This is a genomic window from Calothrix sp. NIES-2100 (assembly GCF_963875285.1).
In the GTDB taxonomy this organism is placed as follows: Bacteria; Cyanobacteriota; Cyanobacteriia; order Cyanobacteriales; family Nostocaceae; genus Aulosira.
In genome coordinates this window covers 8319778-8337796 of the sequence record NZ_CAWNLA010000001.1, presented here as the reverse complement: position 1 = coordinate 8337796, position 18019 = coordinate 8319778, and the positions used below count along the sequence as shown (strand labels likewise).

At 41.1% G+C, this 18019-nt stretch carries 13 protein-coding genes; 3 read left to right on the top strand and 10 right to left on the bottom strand.

All coding sequences use genetic code 11. The annotated features are described in order from the left end of the window. Nucleotides 1–21: 21 nt before the first annotated feature. Nucleotides 22–2502 carry a phosphoenolpyruvate--protein phosphotransferase gene (gene ptsP / locus AACU32_RS33920; RefSeq protein WP_096606471.1) on the bottom strand — a complete coding sequence of 827 codons (2481 nt, stop codon included), beginning with the start codon at nucleotides 2500–2502 and terminating at the stop codon, nucleotides 22–24. Between the two features lie 235 nt (nucleotides 2503–2737). Here ptsP and AACU32_RS33915 point away from each other — a divergent pair, with 235 nt between their 5' ends. Together AACU32_RS33915 and AACU32_RS33910 are read left to right on the top strand one after the other, a co-directional pair. Further along, complete coding sequence (locus tag AACU32_RS33915) at nucleotides 2738–6877, top strand: HEAT repeat domain-containing protein (protein WP_096606469.1); 4140 nt, start codon at nucleotides 2738–2740, stop codon at nucleotides 6875–6877. Nucleotides 6878–6884: 7 nt separating this feature from the next. Next, a complete protein-coding gene (locus tag AACU32_RS33910) occupies nucleotides 6885–7841 on the top strand; it encodes a hypothetical protein (RefSeq protein ID WP_096606467.1) in 957 nt (318 codons plus the stop codon). A 118-nt stretch (nucleotides 7842–7959) separates the two neighbouring features. Here AACU32_RS33910 and AACU32_RS33905 read toward each other — a convergent pair whose 3' ends face one another. Then, nucleotides 7960–8088, bottom strand: coding sequence for a hypothetical protein (locus AACU32_RS33905; protein ID WP_339378511.1), 129 nt, complete (start codon nucleotides 8086–8088; stop codon nucleotides 7960–7962). Beyond that, nucleotides 8089–9312 (bottom strand): serine hydrolase, encoded by a 1224-nt coding sequence (locus tag AACU32_RS33900; protein ID WP_096606465.1) that lies wholly within the window; start codon nucleotides 9310–9312, stop codon nucleotides 8089–8091. It lies immediately after the preceding gene. A 296-nt stretch (nucleotides 9313–9608) separates the two neighbouring features. Here AACU32_RS33900 and msrB point away from each other — a divergent pair, with 296 nt between their 5' ends. Then, nucleotides 9609–10133 carry a peptide-methionine (R)-S-oxide reductase MsrB gene (gene msrB / locus AACU32_RS33895; RefSeq protein ID WP_339378510.1) on the top strand — a complete coding sequence of 175 codons (525 nt, stop codon included), beginning with the start codon at nucleotides 9609–9611 and terminating at the stop codon, nucleotides 10131–10133. Nucleotides 10134–10149: 16 nt separating this feature from the next. Here the strand turns inward: msrB and AACU32_RS33890 are convergent, their stop codons facing one another. From AACU32_RS33890 to AACU32_RS33860, 7 genes are all read right to left on the bottom strand, one after another. Beyond that, the gene (locus AACU32_RS33890) at nucleotides 10150–10881 is read right to left on the bottom strand and encodes a phosphoribosyltransferase (protein WP_096606461.1); all 732 of its coding nucleotides are present in this window, start codon (nucleotides 10879–10881) and stop codon (nucleotides 10150–10152) included. Nucleotides 10882–11561: 680 nt separating this feature from the next. Further along, entirely contained in the window at nucleotides 11562–13517 is a 1956-nt protein-coding gene (locus tag AACU32_RS33885) for a choice-of-anchor Q domain-containing protein (RefSeq protein ID WP_096606459.1), read from the bottom strand. Nucleotides 13518–14240: 723 nt separating this feature from the next. After that, entirely contained in the window at nucleotides 14241–15134 is an 894-nt protein-coding gene (locus AACU32_RS33880) for an ABC transporter ATP-binding protein (protein WP_096606457.1), read from the bottom strand. Nucleotides 15135–15220: 86 nt separating this feature from the next. After that, complete coding sequence (locus AACU32_RS33875; RefSeq protein WP_096606455.1) at nucleotides 15221–16201, bottom strand: DUF4351 domain-containing protein; 981 nt, start codon at nucleotides 16199–16201, stop codon at nucleotides 15221–15223. A 55-nt stretch (nucleotides 16202–16256) separates the two neighbouring features. After that, nucleotides 16257–17030: an ABC transporter permease gene (locus tag AACU32_RS33870; RefSeq protein WP_096606453.1), complete on the bottom strand. Its 774-nt coding sequence runs from the start codon at nucleotides 17028–17030 to the stop codon at nucleotides 16257–16259. Between the two features lie 22 nt (nucleotides 17031–17052). Beyond that, on the bottom strand, nucleotides 17053–17535 hold the full coding sequence (locus AACU32_RS33865; protein WP_096606451.1) for a nucleotide exchange factor GrpE: 483 nt from the start codon (nucleotides 17533–17535) through the stop codon (nucleotides 17053–17055). Nucleotides 17536–17671: 136 nt separating this feature from the next. Continuing rightward, entirely contained in the window at nucleotides 17672–17884 is a 213-nt protein-coding gene (locus AACU32_RS33860) for a hypothetical protein (RefSeq protein ID WP_339378509.1), read from the bottom strand. Nucleotides 17885–18019: the final 135 nt, after the last annotated feature.

Here is an 18019-nt window from a genome sequence, read left to right as displayed (position 1 = left end):
GCGAAGGACGCAGAGTGGGAGTTATGCGGTGAGTTGTCTGACTTGTTCGGCGGAATCTAGTTGTAATGCGGAAGCGGCGATCGCCTGACTTTGATTTAGACTTGACTGGGCGATCGCTTGTTTTAATATGGGGATGGCTTGGGGATTGACGCTTAATTCATCTAGTCCCAATCCTAATAAAATCTCTGTAGCTGCTGAATCTGCTGCCAGTTCACCACATAATCCTACCCAAATTCCCGCTTCATGACCGGCTTTCACTGTTCGCTGAATCATCCGCAATACAGCAGGATGCAATGCGTCTGTTAAATTGGCGACGCGGGGATTATTGCGATCGCCTGCCATGACATACTGACTTAAGTCGTTGGTGCCAATACTAAAAAAGTCTACCTCTGTTGCTAATTGATCGGCGATCGCTACGGCTGACGGTACTTCGATCATGATGCCGAGTTTGATTTTGGCATCAAAGGAAATATTGGCTTGGCTAAGTTCCCGTTGCACTTCATTTAATATAACTTTAGCTGCCCTTACTTCAGTCACAGTAGCAATCATCGGCAGCATAATTTTAATATTATGTCCGGTACTGGCTCGCAAAATTGCCCGCAGCTGTGTTTTAAATAAATCGGGATGTTCCAAACAGAAGCGAATTCCCCGACAGCCTAAGAAGGGGTTAGTTTCCGGTATGCCTTTAATATAAGGCAGTGGTTTATCACCACCGACATCTAAAGTCCGAATAATTAATGGCTGTTGATCTAAAACTTGGGCGATCGCTTGGTATACTGCTAATTGCTCCTCTTCCGTGGGAGCACTTGTCCTACCTATATACAGGAACTCTGTACGTAGTAGTCCTACTCCTTCAGCACCGCTAGCCAAGGCTACTTGAACATCAGCTATGCTACCGATGTTGGCAAATACATTTACTTGTCTACCATCGCGGGTAATTGCTGGTTGATGTGCTTTGGCTAGTGCTTCTTGTTGAGCTGTTTCCCATGCTTGACGTTTGGCTTCTAATATACTCAAAATATCGGCTTGTGGTTGTACCCAAGCTTTGCCACTCTCTCCATCGAGTGCCATGATTGTCCCATCTTCGAGATACAATATCCCCTCATCTATGCCCAAAACTGCGGGAATTCCTAATGTCCGGGCAATTATTGCACTGTGAGATGTGGCACTACCAGATGTCGTACAAATACCTAAAACTTTACTAGGATCTAAGCCAATGGTGTCTGAGGGTGTTAAGTCACTGGCTACTAAAATACCAGGTTGAGTTAGTTCTAAGGAATTCCCTGATGTGCCTGTTAGCAAGCGCAGTACCCGCTGTCCCACATCCACAACATCCTCAACTCGTTCTTGTAAGTAAGTATCTTCTAATCTGTGGTAGCTAGCAGCGACTTCATCAACAACAGTTTGCCAAGCGGCTTCAGCGTTGAGATGATGTTGATAAATGCGATCGCGTGCCGCTTCTAACAGTACCGGATCTTCTAAAAATAGCAGATGGGCGACAAAAATCGCCGCTTCTGTATCTCCTATTTGAATCGAGGCTTGGGAAAATAAAGTCTGAATTTGCTGTTGGGCGGTGGTAATTGCTGTTTGTAACCGTTGCCACTCTGATTCTACATCTTCTACGTGGTATTCCGGAGCCGCAACCGTCGGCGATTGATAGTGAACTAGAGGTGCGATCGCGACTCCTGGGGAAGCTGGTATTCCTGAAAGTTCGCCAGCCGTAGCTGGACTAACTTCTGCTTCGCCAACTGTTGGTGAATCTAAAGTACCATCATCTTCGCCAAAGTTATTGCTAATTAATACTTCCAAGGCGGCTAACGCTGCATCAGCATCAGCGCCAGTGGCAGTAATTGCTAATTCGTGTCCTTGACGTACCCCTAAAGTTGCGACTTGGTTAATGCTGTCACCCCTAACGGCATCCGTTCCTCTAGTAACATTTCTTACCCTAATTTGCGCTTGAAATTGAGCGGCGGTGGTGACAAATTGCGCCGCCGGTCGGGCGTGTAAACCCAAGCGATTGTTGACAGTGAGACGAATTTCTTTGCTGGGAAATTCAGCATGAGTTATGGGGACAACTGATACAGGGCTGGTGTCTATTCCTAAAAAGGTGAATTTTGCTGCCAAAGATGACTGTGCTTCAGCCATAACTTGCTGAATATTATGACCTGCGGCGACGGCTACCACAGATGCGATCGCACCTTCAACCAGAGGTGCGGGACACAAATGGACTTTGGCCTTTTGTTCCGGTGAGAGGAAATCCAGCGCCATTTCTGCACTCATCACAGCGCTACCCAGATCCATTAACACCAGCACACCATCATCGCTAAAAATAGAAGCGATCGCCTCATAAACCTGTATGGGATCTGTACCCAAGGGATTTTCAGGATCGTCAATCCCAGCTGCGATCGCCAGAGGGACTTTACCCTGAACCATTTGCGCCGCTAGTTCCTGTACACCAAGGGCGAGTTGTTTACTGTGAGAAACAATGACTATTCCGATCACAGCTGTACCTTCAACTATATTGAGAAGCTTTTGCTGAGCCAGTTAACCTTTACATTCTTCCATTTTCTCCCAAGAAAATCAGCCTTGATTTTCAAATTGCAACTTTACTATGGCAAAGTCGTATTCTGTTGCCAATGTGACAGTTGTGGGAATTATGAAGTTAGGCATAAAAACTTTGACTGTAGTTTACCAACAGCCATTTTTATAGTATAAATGTACTATTAACTTGGATTTTATGGTGATGCAACCTCTCCAACCAGTTAGCCTATCAAATTTACAAGCATTTTTGGATACACCAGCGCAGTTATTAGGGCAATCGGTGGAATTGCAATTAGCGATCGCTAGTTTTCCGGATACACCGCGATCGCTCCTAGAAGTTCTAGTTAATAACCCTGATGAGCAGGTAGCAGAAGCCGCCCGCTTACACGTAAATTGGGGAGGAGAAATCACAGAAAATTGGCAACAAGCGATAGATGTTATATTACAACAACGGCAACTAGGACAAAATGATCGCCTCGCTGTAGAATTGCTGAAACTGGGAACTGTACCACCATGCTTTTTTAGCGAATGGGTTCCAGCAGAACGGCTGATTCCGGGGTTGCGTAATCCCCATATGCCGTTAAAGTATCGCTTACAATTACTAGAACGCTTGGCGCTGGAACCGACTTTAGAACCGCGATTGCAAGTTGCAGAATCACCAGAAACACCGTTAGCAGTATTACAGCAGTTGGCAGGTGATTTAGAATTACCTATTAGGTTAGCGGTAAAATTTAATCCTAGTTGTCCACCATCATTAATTGAACTGGTAGAAGGACAACATACTGTTGCATCTGATTGGAATACCGATGCAGAACAGCTAGCGATGTTATCACAAAGTCGTTGGGCTTGGATTCGCTTGGCTGTAGCGCAAAATCCCTCAGCGACAGCAGAAACGCTGAAAGAGTTGGCTAGGGATGGGGTGTACAAAATTCAGTTAGCGGTGGCGAAGAACCCAGAGACACCTGCACCTGTGTTGGCTGTGCTGGCTCAACATCAAGATAAAGCAATACAAGCGATCGTAGCAGATCATAGAAATGCTTCTGAAGAGATATTACATCAACTATTTCCCACTCAGCAGCAACTTTTGCAAAGACGGCAAAATTTACCAACTAGTATTTTAGAAAGATTTTTTAATGAAGAGGCAGCAGATAAAGCAATTTGGCAAAATTCTCAACTGCGGTATTTGTTTTTGAAACAACCGAATACACCAACTAGGATTTTAGCTGAGTTCGCGAATGTTAATTTAGAAGAATTGAGAGCCGAGATACTTACTAAAAGTAATTCTTCACCAATTATCAAAACTTTAGAAACATGGATTCAAGATGAGACAAGATTTTTAGCTGATGTTGCCAAACATCCCCAAGTTTCAGTGGAAATTTTACAACATTTGACACAATATCCTAATCCATATATACAGCTAGCTGTTGCTCAAAATTCCCAAACACCTGAAGCCTTGCAAGATATGCTATTACAACAATTAGCAGTAGGCTCAAATGTAAATATTCGGATTGAATTAGCAAGCAATCCCCAAACTCCTGTGGCAATTTTAGAAAAGCTGGCAGGTGCATCATCTTCGCTCAATACTATGATGGAGATGTTGCGGCAAATTGCCCCTGATGCGACACCATCGCTGCTTAACCGGATCAAAACATTTATCGATAACCGTCAGTCACCAGAATTAATTATTTTCTGGCTGCAACAGGGTGAAGAATTCCGCAACTCTATCTTAAAAGAATGGGATGATTTAGTCGAGTCGCTGAATGAATCAGAGAGGCAAACACTAACATACTTAGCTAGGCAGAAATCATCAATTAAATGGGAAGGTAGATATACAGCCCAAAGACGCGATCGCCCAGGCAGAAAATCAGTACCTAGCGATCCTAAAGCAGCAGCAAATTATCAGCTGCTAGATGGTCTATTGCATTTATTGAATAGCTCGTACAACAGCGATCGCAGTAATCTAGAAGTTGTGGCAGCATTATTAGGTAATCCCTCTACACCAGCAAATTTAAGAGAGCGGTTGTGGCAAGAATGCCAAAAAAATCCTGACGAATTGGGACGCTATTTAGAAGATGCGGAACTGCGTATGGCACTAGCTCTTAATCCCAGCTTACCTGAAGCCGAGCGCAATCAATATTTACAACAATTAATTGCAACAAGCAATGATTTACGCGATAAATTAGCCAGAAATCCCGCTACACCTGAATATCTTCTCAGACGCATTGCAGATGAACGCAAAGAGTATTTATGGAGAAAGTTGGCAGAAAATCCCAGTACTCCTACTGATTTATTAATGCGATTTCTCGATGAAGAAGTTGAGAAGACAGTTTATAGTCAGGAAACTATGTTTGACATAGTTATTGCTAATCCCAGCTTAGCTGTTTTAGAATGCTATCGATTATTGCTAGGTAAAGAAGAAGCTCAAGAAATTACCAACGCTCATCAATTAATGGCGCGTCGTGTTGATAGTCCATATGCATTGGCGCAGGTTCTAGAAAAAGGCGATCAAAAAGCTCGCATAACAGCCGTTCAAAGCAATAAAACCCCGATTTCTGTATTGAAAAAACTAGCAAAAGATCCAGATGAAAATGTGCGTAAAGCTGTCATGGGTAATTCCAATCTACCTTTAAATATGTTGATAGAATTTACTCAAGATGTAAGCGATAAGGTACGTTTGAATTTAGCTTATATATTGCGTAATCGCAGTACAAATCGCTATCGTCCACAAGAGGTTCCTGTAGTACTTCTCGAACGGCTTGCTAGAGACGAAAATAAAGATGTAAGATTAGCAGTTGCAGAAAATCTCCAATGTTCTCAAACTCTCCTTGAGCAACTTGCACAAGATGCAAGTGCAGAAGTCAGAATTAAAGTAGCTAAAAATCCCAATACGCCTGCTTCTGTATTAGAGCAACTTGCACAAGATGCAAATGCAGATGTGAGATTTGCTGTAGCGAGAAATCCCAACACACCTCCTGACATATTAGAGATATTTGACACATCACCGCCTCCAGATGCACCACGTCATGCGCTAGCAGGGCTTAATCAAGTTATTGCTGACAGATATAGAGAACTGTTCTATGATGCTTTTGCGGAAAATCCTCATACTCCTGCTAGTTTGTTAGCTCGAATTGCTCGACAAAAACCCCGCGAAATCGATAAATATGTGGCTAAGGTGGCTAAACATCGCAATACTCCCGCCAGCGCTTTAGAACATCTAGCCAAAACGGGTGATGCAATTACTCGCTCTAATGTTGCGGAAAACCCGAATACACCTGTCTCGGTTTTGGAACAACTGATCACTGATGAGTATAGCCTCGTTCTGTGGGCGATCGCGCGCCGTGCTGATACTCCAACCCAACTCTTAGAAAGACTGCTATTGAGATTTACAGATCCCAATAACCAAGACTACCAACAAATCAGTTACGCAATTAGCGCTCGCCGTGAACTTCCCCCCAACCTGTTAGAACTGCTAATGCAGAGTAACCTGCAACAGGTTTATGAGAGAATAGCTACGCAAGCAAATCTTCCGCCAGCAATCATCGAACGGCTAATGGCGATGTCAAATGAGTCAGTGTTAATTAACTTAGCCCATAATCAAAGCCTGAGTGGCGAATTTTTAACCCGACTAGCTGAAAATCCCAATCCTAATGTTTGTAGTGCGATCGTTAATCATCCCAACATCACTCCTGAGATTTGGATACAACTTGCTAACCATACAGAAGTTAGCGTGCGTCAGGTAATTGCTGGTTATTCCCATACTCCTGTGAATATTCTCGAAATCTTAGCCAGGGATTTAAATAAAGATGTTCGTGCAAAGGTTGCAAAGAATCCCAACTTGCCTGTAAAGATTTTAGAACAATTGGCAGAAGATGAAGACCCATCTGTTCGTGTCGTCACTGCTTCTCATCCCGATCTACATGAAACAATTCTTGTACAACTAGCAAGCGATGAAAAAGTTGAAGTTCGCCGCGCAGTTGCTCAACATCCCAACACCCCTGCTGCTATCAAAGAAACCCTCCGCGATTTGGTTATACAACCCACTACCCGCCAAACTAGTCCCACTTTACGCGCACTCAGCCGCATCTACAACCCCAGCAGCGATGACATCACAACCATACTGGCAGAATATGCGAATTCCGAAAACGCCTTTGTGCGCTTGGTAAGTCTACTCCACCCCCTAACTCCGCCTGAAGTCTTGACACAAGCAGCACAATCTGCGTCTTGGCTGGAACGCTATGCAGTTGCAGATAACCCCGCCACTCCCAGAGAATTACGCCAGCAACTTACTCACGATAGTAATCGAATTGTCAAAGTAGTAGCGATCGCAAATTTGTAAATCATCTATGAACTTAGAAACCGAAAGAATTTTAGGTACTCTGGAAATCCTGACTGAGCAAAACCTCAGATTCCGCCTACCAAATAATGAAACTTCCTCTCTAGTCCCGTTCATTTGGGATGTCAAGGAAAAAGGTGAGTTTAGTTTACTCAATCTTGGGCGTGAAGAAGGATGGATAACTCTCACGGATATTGATGTTGCTGTAAGAAATTGGCAAGCATTAGAACGTCGCGGTTATTTAAATCCAGATGATGATCCAAGTGATTATGAAGATGAGGATGAAGATTTTATCACTCTTGAATTAGCTGATGAAAGGGCAAAGATATATGAGGAATTAGCTGATGCTATCCAAGAAAACCTCCATAATATAGAGGTTTTTAAATTTAGTCGAATTCCTATGTATTCATTTTATGTTGTCTTAGGACAAAACCAAGAAAATAATTGGTTTTGTTTTTCTCAAACTGTTGCCAGAGAAACCAAATTAGAAGACGAAATAAAATGCTCTGATTTACCTGATTTAACAACGCAGCCATCATTGAATGATGGTACTGCTAAATTGAAAGATAAATTTCAGCAAATCATCAATCAATTACCACCGATTAGTATTTATGGTTATTATGGTGGTGGCTATGATTATCGATTCAATCATTATTTAGTCCAAGGAATAGCTAACTCTAAAGAAAAAGCATTGTTAATTGCTTTACCTCTAGCAGGAATGCTTGATATTGCTCGGTTTCATAAATTTGATCCAGAAGCTTTATCTTGGATATGGGACAAAGATGAAATTGCTGAATTTTACCCCAGATATCAAAAAATAAATAAATTTTTAATACAAAATATTTCTGATATCAAGATGATTAGATGTAGCTTTTGGAACCGGGAATGTATATATATTGTTGGTGAAATAAATGCTGGAGATATAGCTGGTATTTATATCGAAAGTGATTTTGATTATAATCCTTAAACCCGCCCACACTGATACCGATTTAATCATTGCATGTTATGGACGGTTGGAAAGTGCGGGGAGACCCCGCCCCGACAAATATATCTATAAAATTGTGACTCTTGAATTCTGAGTTTTGTTAACTAATTTTTAGAGCGATCGCACTCTCTACACTATCAGCTTTTGGGATATCGAAGTTGGACAAACCCCAGCAGGCGATTGGATTGATGTCCGTTCCACCAGTGAATTTGAATATAATCCTTAGCATCTAATCTTTTAAACCTGCGATCGCACTACTATAGAGTGTCATAAACCGAGATTGTTCTAAAGGCGCATCATGATTCCAGGTAGCAGTAACACAATATTGCTTCCCATTCTTAGCTTTTAGCCAAGTTGTTAAATTTAGCACCCCTGATTCCGATCCACCTTTAAATGCTACTCGTTCCCAATCTTCAGCATTGACAACCCCAGGATTGATACTCATTAAAGGTAAATCAGCAACTTGCTTCATCAAAGTACAAAGTTCTTGAGTAGTAAAAAACCACTCAATATCTAAAGCTACTGGTTTTCCAGTAAATTCACTGACGTCAGGTAAGGATTGTTGAGCTAGGGATTGTAAAATTTCGCGTTTTTGCTGTAAATTACTATTGCGATAGGGTTTTAGTAACTCTTGGTTTTTAGCACTTTTAAGCACAAATAACTCACGGGTAGTGAGTAAGGGAACGTTGCGAGGTGTAATAGATTCTATCGCCTGCCGTCCAATGATATTGATTAAGCTATCGGTGGCGGTATTGTCACTTTGGGAAATCATCAAAGCAGCTAATGTCTGCAAAGTTAAAACTGAGCCATCCGGCCAGGTTTGTAAAATCCCAAACGGTAGACTTTTCCATTCTGATTTTAATTCAAAAACATCCCCCCACGATCGCTCACCGGAAGCAATTTGTGATTTCAGAGCTTGGAGAACTGCCAATTTAAACGCCGAACCCACAGCTAGAGGGGTATTTGCATTCAATGCGGCTCGTTCTGATTTGCCTTCGAGAACTAGAAAGCTGACCTGACCCGGTAAAGTTTTAAATTCTGCGATCGCTTCCTCTAAACTCTTGGACTTAGGCACAGGCGGTTGAAACAATAGCATGGCAATTTTACCATTGGCATCCAGCGCAATTTGCGTGGGCACAGAACCCCGCGCAAACACAGATATGTAATTTTTTCCTTGCGCTTCTACTTTCTGATAATCTCCGAGTTCTTGTTTTAAACTAGAAATTATTTGTTGTATCTGGAAGATAGGCACATGAGCCAAAAACTCAGAACTAAACCAATCAGCTTGTACTGGTTCGGTAGTTAAGAGTCTTTCTAAAGCAGCTTTCGGCATAACAGATTTTTTGGGTAATTGTACTTTGACAATTGGTAATAACGGTTGCTTTGCTTGTTCGGTAAATACGCCATTTGGGGCGGGTAAACTGGCTGTTAATAATACAGTTTCTAATAACATATATATACAACTAAAGCTGTGTGTATGCTTGAATTCTAGTTCACGCTGTCATTGGTTATTGGTCATTGGTTAAAAAAGTCTCAAATGTGGACTTTGCACTACTGACTCTGGACTATGGACTGTTGACAACCCTAACCTTTATCTCTTGTCCCAGTTGCGTAAGTCCTATAATTCTTAGAGGATTTTCATCTTGCTATCAGGGCTAATTCAGCGCGATCGCTCATAATGGCTACCAAGTTAAAAATCTTCACCCATAAGGGAGACAAGGAAGACAACTGACAAATGACCAATGACAAATGACCAATGACCAATGCTCAATGACACACCACACTCGGCGATATTTTTTAGAAGCTAGTACAGTAATACTTGGAACAGCATTTTTATCACAATATTTCACCAGGAAATCAGAAGTTATGACAGCTGCAAAAAATGAATTTGAAATCACCAAAACTGAAGAAGAATGGCGCAAAGCATTGACACCAGAACAGTTTCATGTATTGCGGAAGCATGGCACTGAACGCGCTGGTACTAGTCCTCTGGATAAGCAATATGGTCAAGGAACATATATATGTGCTGGGTGTGATTTACCGCTATTTACCTCAGACACTAAATTCAACAGTGGTACAGGCTGGCCGAGTTTTTACGCCCCGATTGAAGGTGCGATCGCCACAACGGTAGATAAGTCGTTTTTTATGACGAGGGTTGAAGTCCATTGTCATCGTTGTGGTGGACATCTAGGTCATGTCTTTAACGACGGCCCTGCACCTACTGGTAAGCGCTACTGCATGAATGGTGTGGCTTTAAAGTTTGTTGCTAGCTAAGCAATCACTCAAATCCCTAATTAAGACCATCAGCTGCAAACAGCTGATGGTGCGTCTTTGTATCAGTCACAATTCCTGATTCAGCAACCCCCAAAGTAGTGATTAGCTGTGACTGCTTAGCAAGTAGATGGCGCACTTCATCATCGGTAGTTTGGGAGAAATCTTCATACCAGACTCCTACTGCATACATCCGCTCTGGAATTTTTAGACACACTACCTCGTCTACGAGTTCACTGAGTTGTTCACAAATTTCTGGGGGTGCGACTGGAACTGCAACAACAATCCGGTAGGGCTGTTGCTGTTTTAATAAAGTAATAGCAGCACGCATAGTTGAGCCAGTAGCAATACCGTCATCAACTAAGATAATAGTGTGATTTGTGACATTTAACGGCGGGCGATCACCACGATAAGCGCGATCGCGGCGCTGCAATTCCTGCGATTCATCAGCTGTTACTTGGTTAATTGTCTGCTTAGAGATAGCTAACGAACTGATGACATCGGAATTCAAGACGCGAATACCTCCCGATGTGATAGCACCCATTGCTAATTCTTGATGACCTGGTACGCCAATTTTTCTGACTAAACAAATATCTAATGGTGCATCTAGCGCTTTTGCCACTTCATATGCGACTGGTACACCACCACGAGGCAAACCTAAAACCAACAAATCTTTACAGTCAGCATAGGCTGTCAGTTCTCGGGCTAAAAACTTACCAGCTTCAGTGCGGGTACGGAACTTGATAGACATAATTTTACCTCCATCAGGTGAGAGCGACGCATCGCTTAATTCTGTGGAACATACAGAAGGCCGCCGGATCTACTCTCTTTGCTTGATTGCGTAGCCATAGCCGTTAGCAATCAGGCTGCCAATTTTTCTGGTAATTACTGCGCAGTAATTGTAATTATCTATCAAATTCTGGAAATATATATCCTGCTGTAGGCTGTTAAATACTACCTGAATTACCAGTACCCTATTTGCCGATTACACACAGAGAAACTTGTGAGTATTTACGACACCTTGCTGATGACTTTGAAAAGAAAGTTAATGAATGCTCTCAACTTTATTTTCTCTATTTATTCTTATATTACAAGAACTAGTTCAAGGTAGCTTGAAAATGGGGTCTAGGGACTAGGGAGACGCAGAGAATATGATTTTCCTGCCCTCGTTGTGTGATTTATTACATGAACGTCTAGCTTAAAAATAGGGGTTAGGGACTAGGGGAACCAGGGTTAGAGAAGAGAGATTTTCATGTTTGGTTGTGGGTTTTTCCCATGAGGGGCTAACTTGAAAATGAGGTATGAGGTAAAACCGTTCACTAAGCTGGGATGCGATATGTCGTAGGGGCACGGCACCAGTAAGATTATTGTATATACCAGAAGATTTTTGGTGCCGTGCCCCTACAATCCGTGTTAACTCCAAGCCGATAACTAAAGCAGGAAATTTTTCTCAGTCAGATTACTGCTGGCGAAGTTTTGAATTGTCAAAAATGGCTGAAATTGATTAGGAGTGAGGTTACCATTAGAGTTAATGCTAACAACTGTATTAGAACCAACCTGCTGTTTTTTGATATAAGCCTGGAATGGATTAGAACTAACAAAGTTAGCACCATCAATAATTTTGCGCAGGTCAATCACATCTTTGCTACCTTCAAAATATTTGATTTGATCGCCTTTGTCTGAAACCCTTTCATAGACAAAGCGATCCTTACCTCCTACACCACACAAGAAATCGGCTCCTTGACCACCGATCAACACATCGTCCCCTTCACCACCGTTCATCATATCGACGCTATTACCGCCTCTAAGGGTGTCGTTACCATCACCGCCCATGATGATGTTGTTATTAGAAGTGCCTGTGATGCTGTCGTTATTTCTACTACCACGTATGAGATTTGGCCCAGACATGCTTGTGTTAGCAGCAGCACCTGATATCTGAACAGAGGATATCTCGAAAGCGCCAACATCTGGTTTGCCATCTCGCTCCATCCCTCGTGCGTCAATTGTCGGGATACCACTACCTGTCCTACCACTATTGATGGCGGGGCTACCTGCTAAAAGAGGATGCACTAAATCACCACCAATTGTTTGTAATGCACCTAGAAGCGGATCGACTATCCGACTACCCGCTACAACTCTGCCAGCGCGTGAGGAAGCGGAAAATTCTATGTTCCCCCCTCCATCCTGTAATTGATACCCAACTTGTGCTTCTCTGGGACTACCTGATGTATTGTTCGCCACGATTGAGTTGGTGAGCTTTACAGGTGCTGTCGGACTACCAATCCAAACGGCTCCACAAGCTCGTCCAGCAGAGTTATTGACGATGGTGGAATTAATAATATTGACGGGGGCAGATTTGTCGGTATTGATAAACATTGCCCCACCAGTATCTTTAATCACCGTATTCCCAGAAAAGGTGCTATTGATGATATTCTTCTCGTTGCCACCATCTAACCATAAAGCACCGCCTTGTTTCTCGGCTGTGTTATTGGCAAAGGTGACGTTGCGAATTGTCAGAGCGCCATTACCTCGCAACGCACCCCCGCGAGCAATTCCTTTATCGCTCAAATTAGCTTTGTTCCCAACAACGATACTGTTTTCCAACAGAATCTTGTCTTGTCCGTAACCATAGAGAAAGAGCGCGCCGCCTTCGCCTTTGGTTTGATTTCCTTCAAATCGACTACCACGAATGGTGATTAAAGCGCCGACAGTTGAACCAGGTCCGATTGGGTTAGCGCCATCGCAAAATATTCCGCCGCCACCTTCGCCTACTGAACTGTTATTGCGGAAGACTGAGTTTTCTACAGTCAAACCACTTAGTAAAGTATAAATTGCTCCGCCATTGACTCCCTTATTGTTGGTAAATTGGCAATCTTTGACATTCAGGACACCGGAACCATAGGTGGCGATCGCTCCACCGCTATGTCCAGACTTGGCTAAAGTTCCATCGTTGTAGTCAAAGCTGCTGTTGTTTACCGTACCTTTACCACCAAAGCCAATATAGATGGCTCCCGCTACCCCACCACGATTGTTGGTGAATCGACAGTTTTCAACTTTTATACTGCCATAGTCAACGACTTGGATACCACCACCTTTTTCAGTGGTCTGACCATCAGCAATAGTCAGGTTACGAACCGTCGCATCAACATGTCTTCCAACTTGAAATACTCTAGTCGAGCTATTACCACTAATCTTTAAGTTTGCTGCTCCTGCGCCATCAATTGTCAGATTATTCTGAATATTAATTTGCCCACTTGTGAGTTTAATCACTTTATTGGCAAGGATAGGGGCAAATTTGATAGTATCTCCGTTTTTTGCAGAGGCGATCGCATTCCGCAAAGAACCAACGCCGCTATCAGCAGCTGTAGTCACGTTAAAAATAGTCATGCTTTGAATTCCCTTGAATAAATAATGTTTTCAGATCGACTTTTTGTATGGAATCACCACTGTTGTGATTCACCAGCAGTCGAGATGATGGGATTCAGAGCACCCTGCTGTGATGATTTTGCAAAAATTAAATTTGTTACTCAGGAATAACTGGTAATATCAGCCAAATTTCCCAAAATTTATCATTAAACACCAATTTTCCTCGTTTCTACAGATGCAACAATCTATTGCCGTTTTGATTCAGTTGAATCAACAGCTTGAGGTTAATGAACACTTTATAACTTCAGCCAATCTTTGTTCGCCATGACAAGTTCACTTAGATTATAGTTAAAAATGTAACTTAATCTATTTTTTCTGCCCGGACGAATTTACTTAGACAGATGTTACACAATTTGTCATCTTTATGCAACCTTTATAAAAAAATTATTTTAAATTTGATTTATTTACATAGATAATGATAAGAGATTACGAACAAACTCAAGCATAGCTTTGTAAAAAGGTATACTGTTAGTTAAAAACCTTTATTATAAAAATTCATCATGTAAAAATTTCTGATTTGGTTAAAAATCACTGCTGTGTTCGCTAGCTAGTGTTTAAGCGGATCTTGACAGAGAGTTGCGACTTATTAAAGTTGAGTAGCAATCAAAGATAGTAATGGCGGCTAAAGACGATAAACTAGAAAAATCGTCTAAAAAATCCTGTTTTTGGGAATAGTCGAGATTGCTAATTGTACTGCATCAATTCCAGATAAATATGCTCTAAACGTACAGGCTGACGGGCGATTGAATTTATACCTATGCCCTCAAACCGGGCAATAATTTCCTTTAATTCCATAGGCTCTGGTAACCAAAACGCTAAATCGCTACCATAACGCCTATGAGTAAAACCATATTCTTTGGCTCTGGCGATCGCTTGTTCTTCAGACTCAGTTTGCACTAATATGATTTCTTGGGCGGGAATTAATCTCTGTAATTGTGCTAAACTACCCTCAGCTAATATCTGACCATTTTTTAAAATACCAATGCGATGACAAAGGCGTTCAGCTTCCTCTAATAAATGAGTCGTGAGTAAAACTGTAATTCCTTGATTTTTGAGTTGACGAATCAATTCCCAAATTTCATATCTCGCCTCAATATCTAACCCAGTTGTAGGCTCATCAAGAATCACTAGCTGTGGCTGATGTACTAAAGCTACTGCAATATTTAACCGTCTTTGCATCCCACCACTAAGAGTTTCTACCGGATGTTTTGCTCTATCTAATAAGTTTACAGCTACTAGAGTTTCTGTGATGATTTTCTGGCGTTTTTTGCGGTTTAAGCCATAAAGTTTGGCAAAAAACTGGAGATTTTCTTCACAGGATAGAGTTTTATAGAGTATATTTTCTTGTGGTGCAACACCAATTATTTTTTTCGTAGATTCTGAAACTGGTTGAGCATTGATTTTAATATCACCACTGTCACTTTTGAGGAGATGACAAATAATATTAATTGTAGTTGTTTTACCTGAGCCATTTGCACCGATTAAACCATAAACTTCTCCGGGTTTAATCTGTAAGTTCAAATCTTGCAGGACTTGTCTTTTACCATAGAATTTATTTAAATTTTCAACGGTTAGCATTTTCTTGATGATGCATCCTTTATTTTCGCGCAAATTACAGATGTGCAAACATGGCTGGGGATGTATGCGTGATAATCAAACTTTTGTCAAAACGATGTTTGATTTGCTTGTAGCCAGTTGAGCAAATCAGCAATCGCACTAAAATCTAATAAAGCCTCTCCTAATGTTTCCAGTTGTTCTAGCGAAAGACTTTGAATCCGTTGTTGAACTTCTTGAGGTAACTCTCCCACCCGTTTTTGTAGTTGTCTGATGACAAGTGTTTGCTCACCCTCCTGTTTTCCTTCCTGTTTTCCTTCTTCCTTTCCGCGCTCGTAGCCAATGCGTTCACCTGTGGTAATGTAACTCATACTACGTTCCTGCTCAAATTGTTTAAACTCTTGCCAAAATTCTGCTTCTAACTCTTTTGGTAAAATCATAACCCAATCGATAAATCGATAAAGGTTACGGATATCCCTTTCTTGCAAGCCTTGTTCGTACAATCGCCTAATTAAGCTAAATTTCCAATTTTTCCGTTCTCCTGGCTGTTTATTGGTTTGCTGCGTCTTTAAATGTGCCATTACTACTGTCGCAAAAGGATTATCGCTCCTCTCTAATTCTATCCACCGATTTTGATAATCCAGCAGTTTGACAGTGCCAAATCGAAAATGCAAACCACAATCAGGATAATTATAACTATATTCATTTGGTCGCCAAGTCGAGTCAGCATCGCACAAAATTGCTAGGCTAATGGCTGGTTTGGCAAATTTGTCAAAAATTCGCAGGTTGTAAGTAAACATCCTTTGAGCAAAATTGTCTTCCGATTTTGCTTGGATTTCGACATGAATCAATAGCCAAATTTCATCTCCTTGAATTTGCCAGACTTTGACTAATTTATCTGCGTATCTTCTACCAAGTTCGGCTTCGCGGGCGATTTGCTGAAATTCCTTATCCAAAAATTCGTAAGGACGTTCCCAGTTAATTAGTGCTGCTGTTTGTGGAAAGAAAAACTGCATTGCTTGGGGGAAGTATGCTTCTAAGATTTCTTTCCACGGCGAATCATTATCGGCTCTTTGAAGTTCCTCGCTCATGAGTTGATAGACCTATTTTTATTCTATTAGCATTTTCTTGTTAATTTCATTACTTTTACAATCTCCTTTCTACTATTAACATGCGTCGATAAGATAGCCATCCACATCCAAGCATGACTACAGCAAAAACCAATAAAAATCCAAAATGTGATGCAATTTCATTAATTCCTGCACCTTTAGCGGCAACTCCTACAAAAGCTTCATTCATGTGATAAATGGGGTTATATTGAGCAAGATTAATTAAGGTTGGAGGGAAAAGGGCAGCAGGTAAAAATGCTCCGCCAAGAATTAATAAAGGCACACCAAAAGCGGCTACTAAAGCGTTGACATCTTCAATGCGACGAGCCAATTGTGTGCCTAAAATAAAACCTAAGCCAACATAAGCAATGATAGTCATTAAGATAATTATCAATCCTAACAAAATCGAGCCTTTAAAAGTAGCTCCCCAAAATGCAGCAATAGCATAAATTAAAACTGTTTGTCCGAGAGCAATGCAACTATGAGCGAGAAAAATTCCCAAAAAATAGGAAATACCACTTAAGGGAGAAAGAAACAAGCGTTTGAGGGTTTGCTGTTCTCTTTCTGCAACTACAGTGGCGACACTTCCACCCAAACAACTAAAAAACATTGCTGCGCCTACTAAAGTTGAGGGTGCAGCATATTCAAAAGCAGTATTTATCGGTAATTTTGCCCGTTCTGCTAAGATAAATCCGCTGAGAATTAACACTGAAACCGGAAAAATACTCCAAAAAATTAAGCTGCGTCTGCGGCGCAATAGTTCAATTAAAATGCGCTGAGTGACAGCGATAATTTCCCGCCAATATTTCATTTGTGTTATCCATCCAGTATGGTTATTCTTCAGTTTTTGAGACTATTACCTCAACAGGTCGTAAAATTTTATCACCTATACTAAATCCACGGCGAATAATTTTTGTAATCGTCTGATTTTCTAAATCGTTACGGACTTCTATGTCAACGACTTTACAATAACGAAAATCTGGCTGAGCATCTTGAAAATCTATAAGTTGAACTTCTCGCTTTTGGAGTATATTGAGAAGTTGATTTTCAATGCTAGCAATAGATTCTAGTAAATGCTGTCCAGATGGATGTAAAGACTCTAGGTTTTCGCTCATGTAATTGTGCAAAAACTCTAAGGCATCAAACAATTCTATTAATTCTAAACAAAGTTCTTCCGATTCTGCATTTGTTTGCTGTTGTTGTTCGCGGAGAGTTTCTTTTAGCCTAAATTTTACTTTTAAAAGTGAGCTAATTTCTTGTAAAAGATGCTCCCGTTGTTCGCTACTTAATCTAAAATTCTCATTTCTTTTTATCATAATCTAAAAAAATATTAATGTTAATCCAATTATATGAGCGTTTTCAGATAATCCTTAGATATCAGCGATTGCTTGTGGTAATTCATCAAATTAATCGAAAATTCTTTGGTTTGTTTCTGCTGATAATTAGTCAATACTAGATTTTTTTAAGATATAATGCTGACAACACAATCCCTAAAAATAAACAGGCTAGAGCAATCGCTATTGCTAATAATATGGGAATACCTCTGCGCTCTGTTGGTAGTTCCATAAGTATACGCACAGACTCCAGGTCAGTTTCGCAATTAGGACAAATATCACTCTCAATATCGGTGCGATCGCACACCGGACAAGTCAGATTAGTTTTCAATTGCTTAATCCTGTATTAATAGTTGCTTGCTGTTTATAGTTGTTAATCTAACCAATTATTCAGCAAAACCTCTTACCATCCAGAACTTCAGGGAAATAATTACGTTTTCCGCATTAGCCCGTAAGTAAGCTTGTT

Bases quoted from the DNA above. Each gene is read 5' to 3' on its own strand.
- AACU32_RS33915 (WP_096606469.1), top strand. From the start codon at position 2,738: ATGGTGATGCAACCTCTCCAACCAGTTAGCCTATCAAATTTACAAGCA.
- AACU32_RS33910 (WP_096606467.1), top strand. From the start codon at position 6,885: ATGAACTTAGAAACCGAAAGAATTTTAGGTACTCTGGAAATCCTGACT.
- AACU32_RS33905 (WP_339378511.1), bottom strand. From the start codon at position 8,088: ATGCTAAGGATTATATTCAAATTCACTGGTGGAACGGACATCAATCCA.
- AACU32_RS33900 (WP_096606465.1), bottom strand. From the start codon at position 9,312: ATGTTATTAGAAACTGTATTATTAACAGCCAGTTTACCCGCCCCAAAT.
- msrB (WP_339378510.1), top strand. From the start codon at position 9,609: ATGACCAATGACCAATGCTCAATGACACACCACACTCGGCGATATTTT.
- AACU32_RS33890 (WP_096606461.1), bottom strand. From the start codon at position 10,881: ATGTCTATCAAGTTCCGTACCCGCACTGAAGCTGGTAAGTTTTTAGCC.
- AACU32_RS33885 (WP_096606459.1), bottom strand. From the start codon at position 13,517: ATGACTATTTTTAACGTGACTACAGCTGCTGATAGCGGCGTTGGTTCT.
- AACU32_RS33880 (WP_096606457.1), bottom strand. From the start codon at position 15,134: ATGCTAACCGTTGAAAATTTAAATAAATTCTATGGTAAAAGACAAGTC.
- AACU32_RS33875 (WP_096606455.1), bottom strand. From the start codon at position 16,201: ATGAGCGAGGAACTTCAAAGAGCCGATAATGATTCGCCGTGGAAAGAA.
- AACU32_RS33870 (WP_096606453.1), bottom strand. From the start codon at position 17,030: ATGAAATATTGGCGGGAAATTATCGCTGTCACTCAGCGCATTTTAATT.
- AACU32_RS33865 (WP_096606451.1), bottom strand. From the start codon at position 17,535: ATGATAAAAAGAAATGAGAATTTTAGATTAAGTAGCGAACAACGGGAG.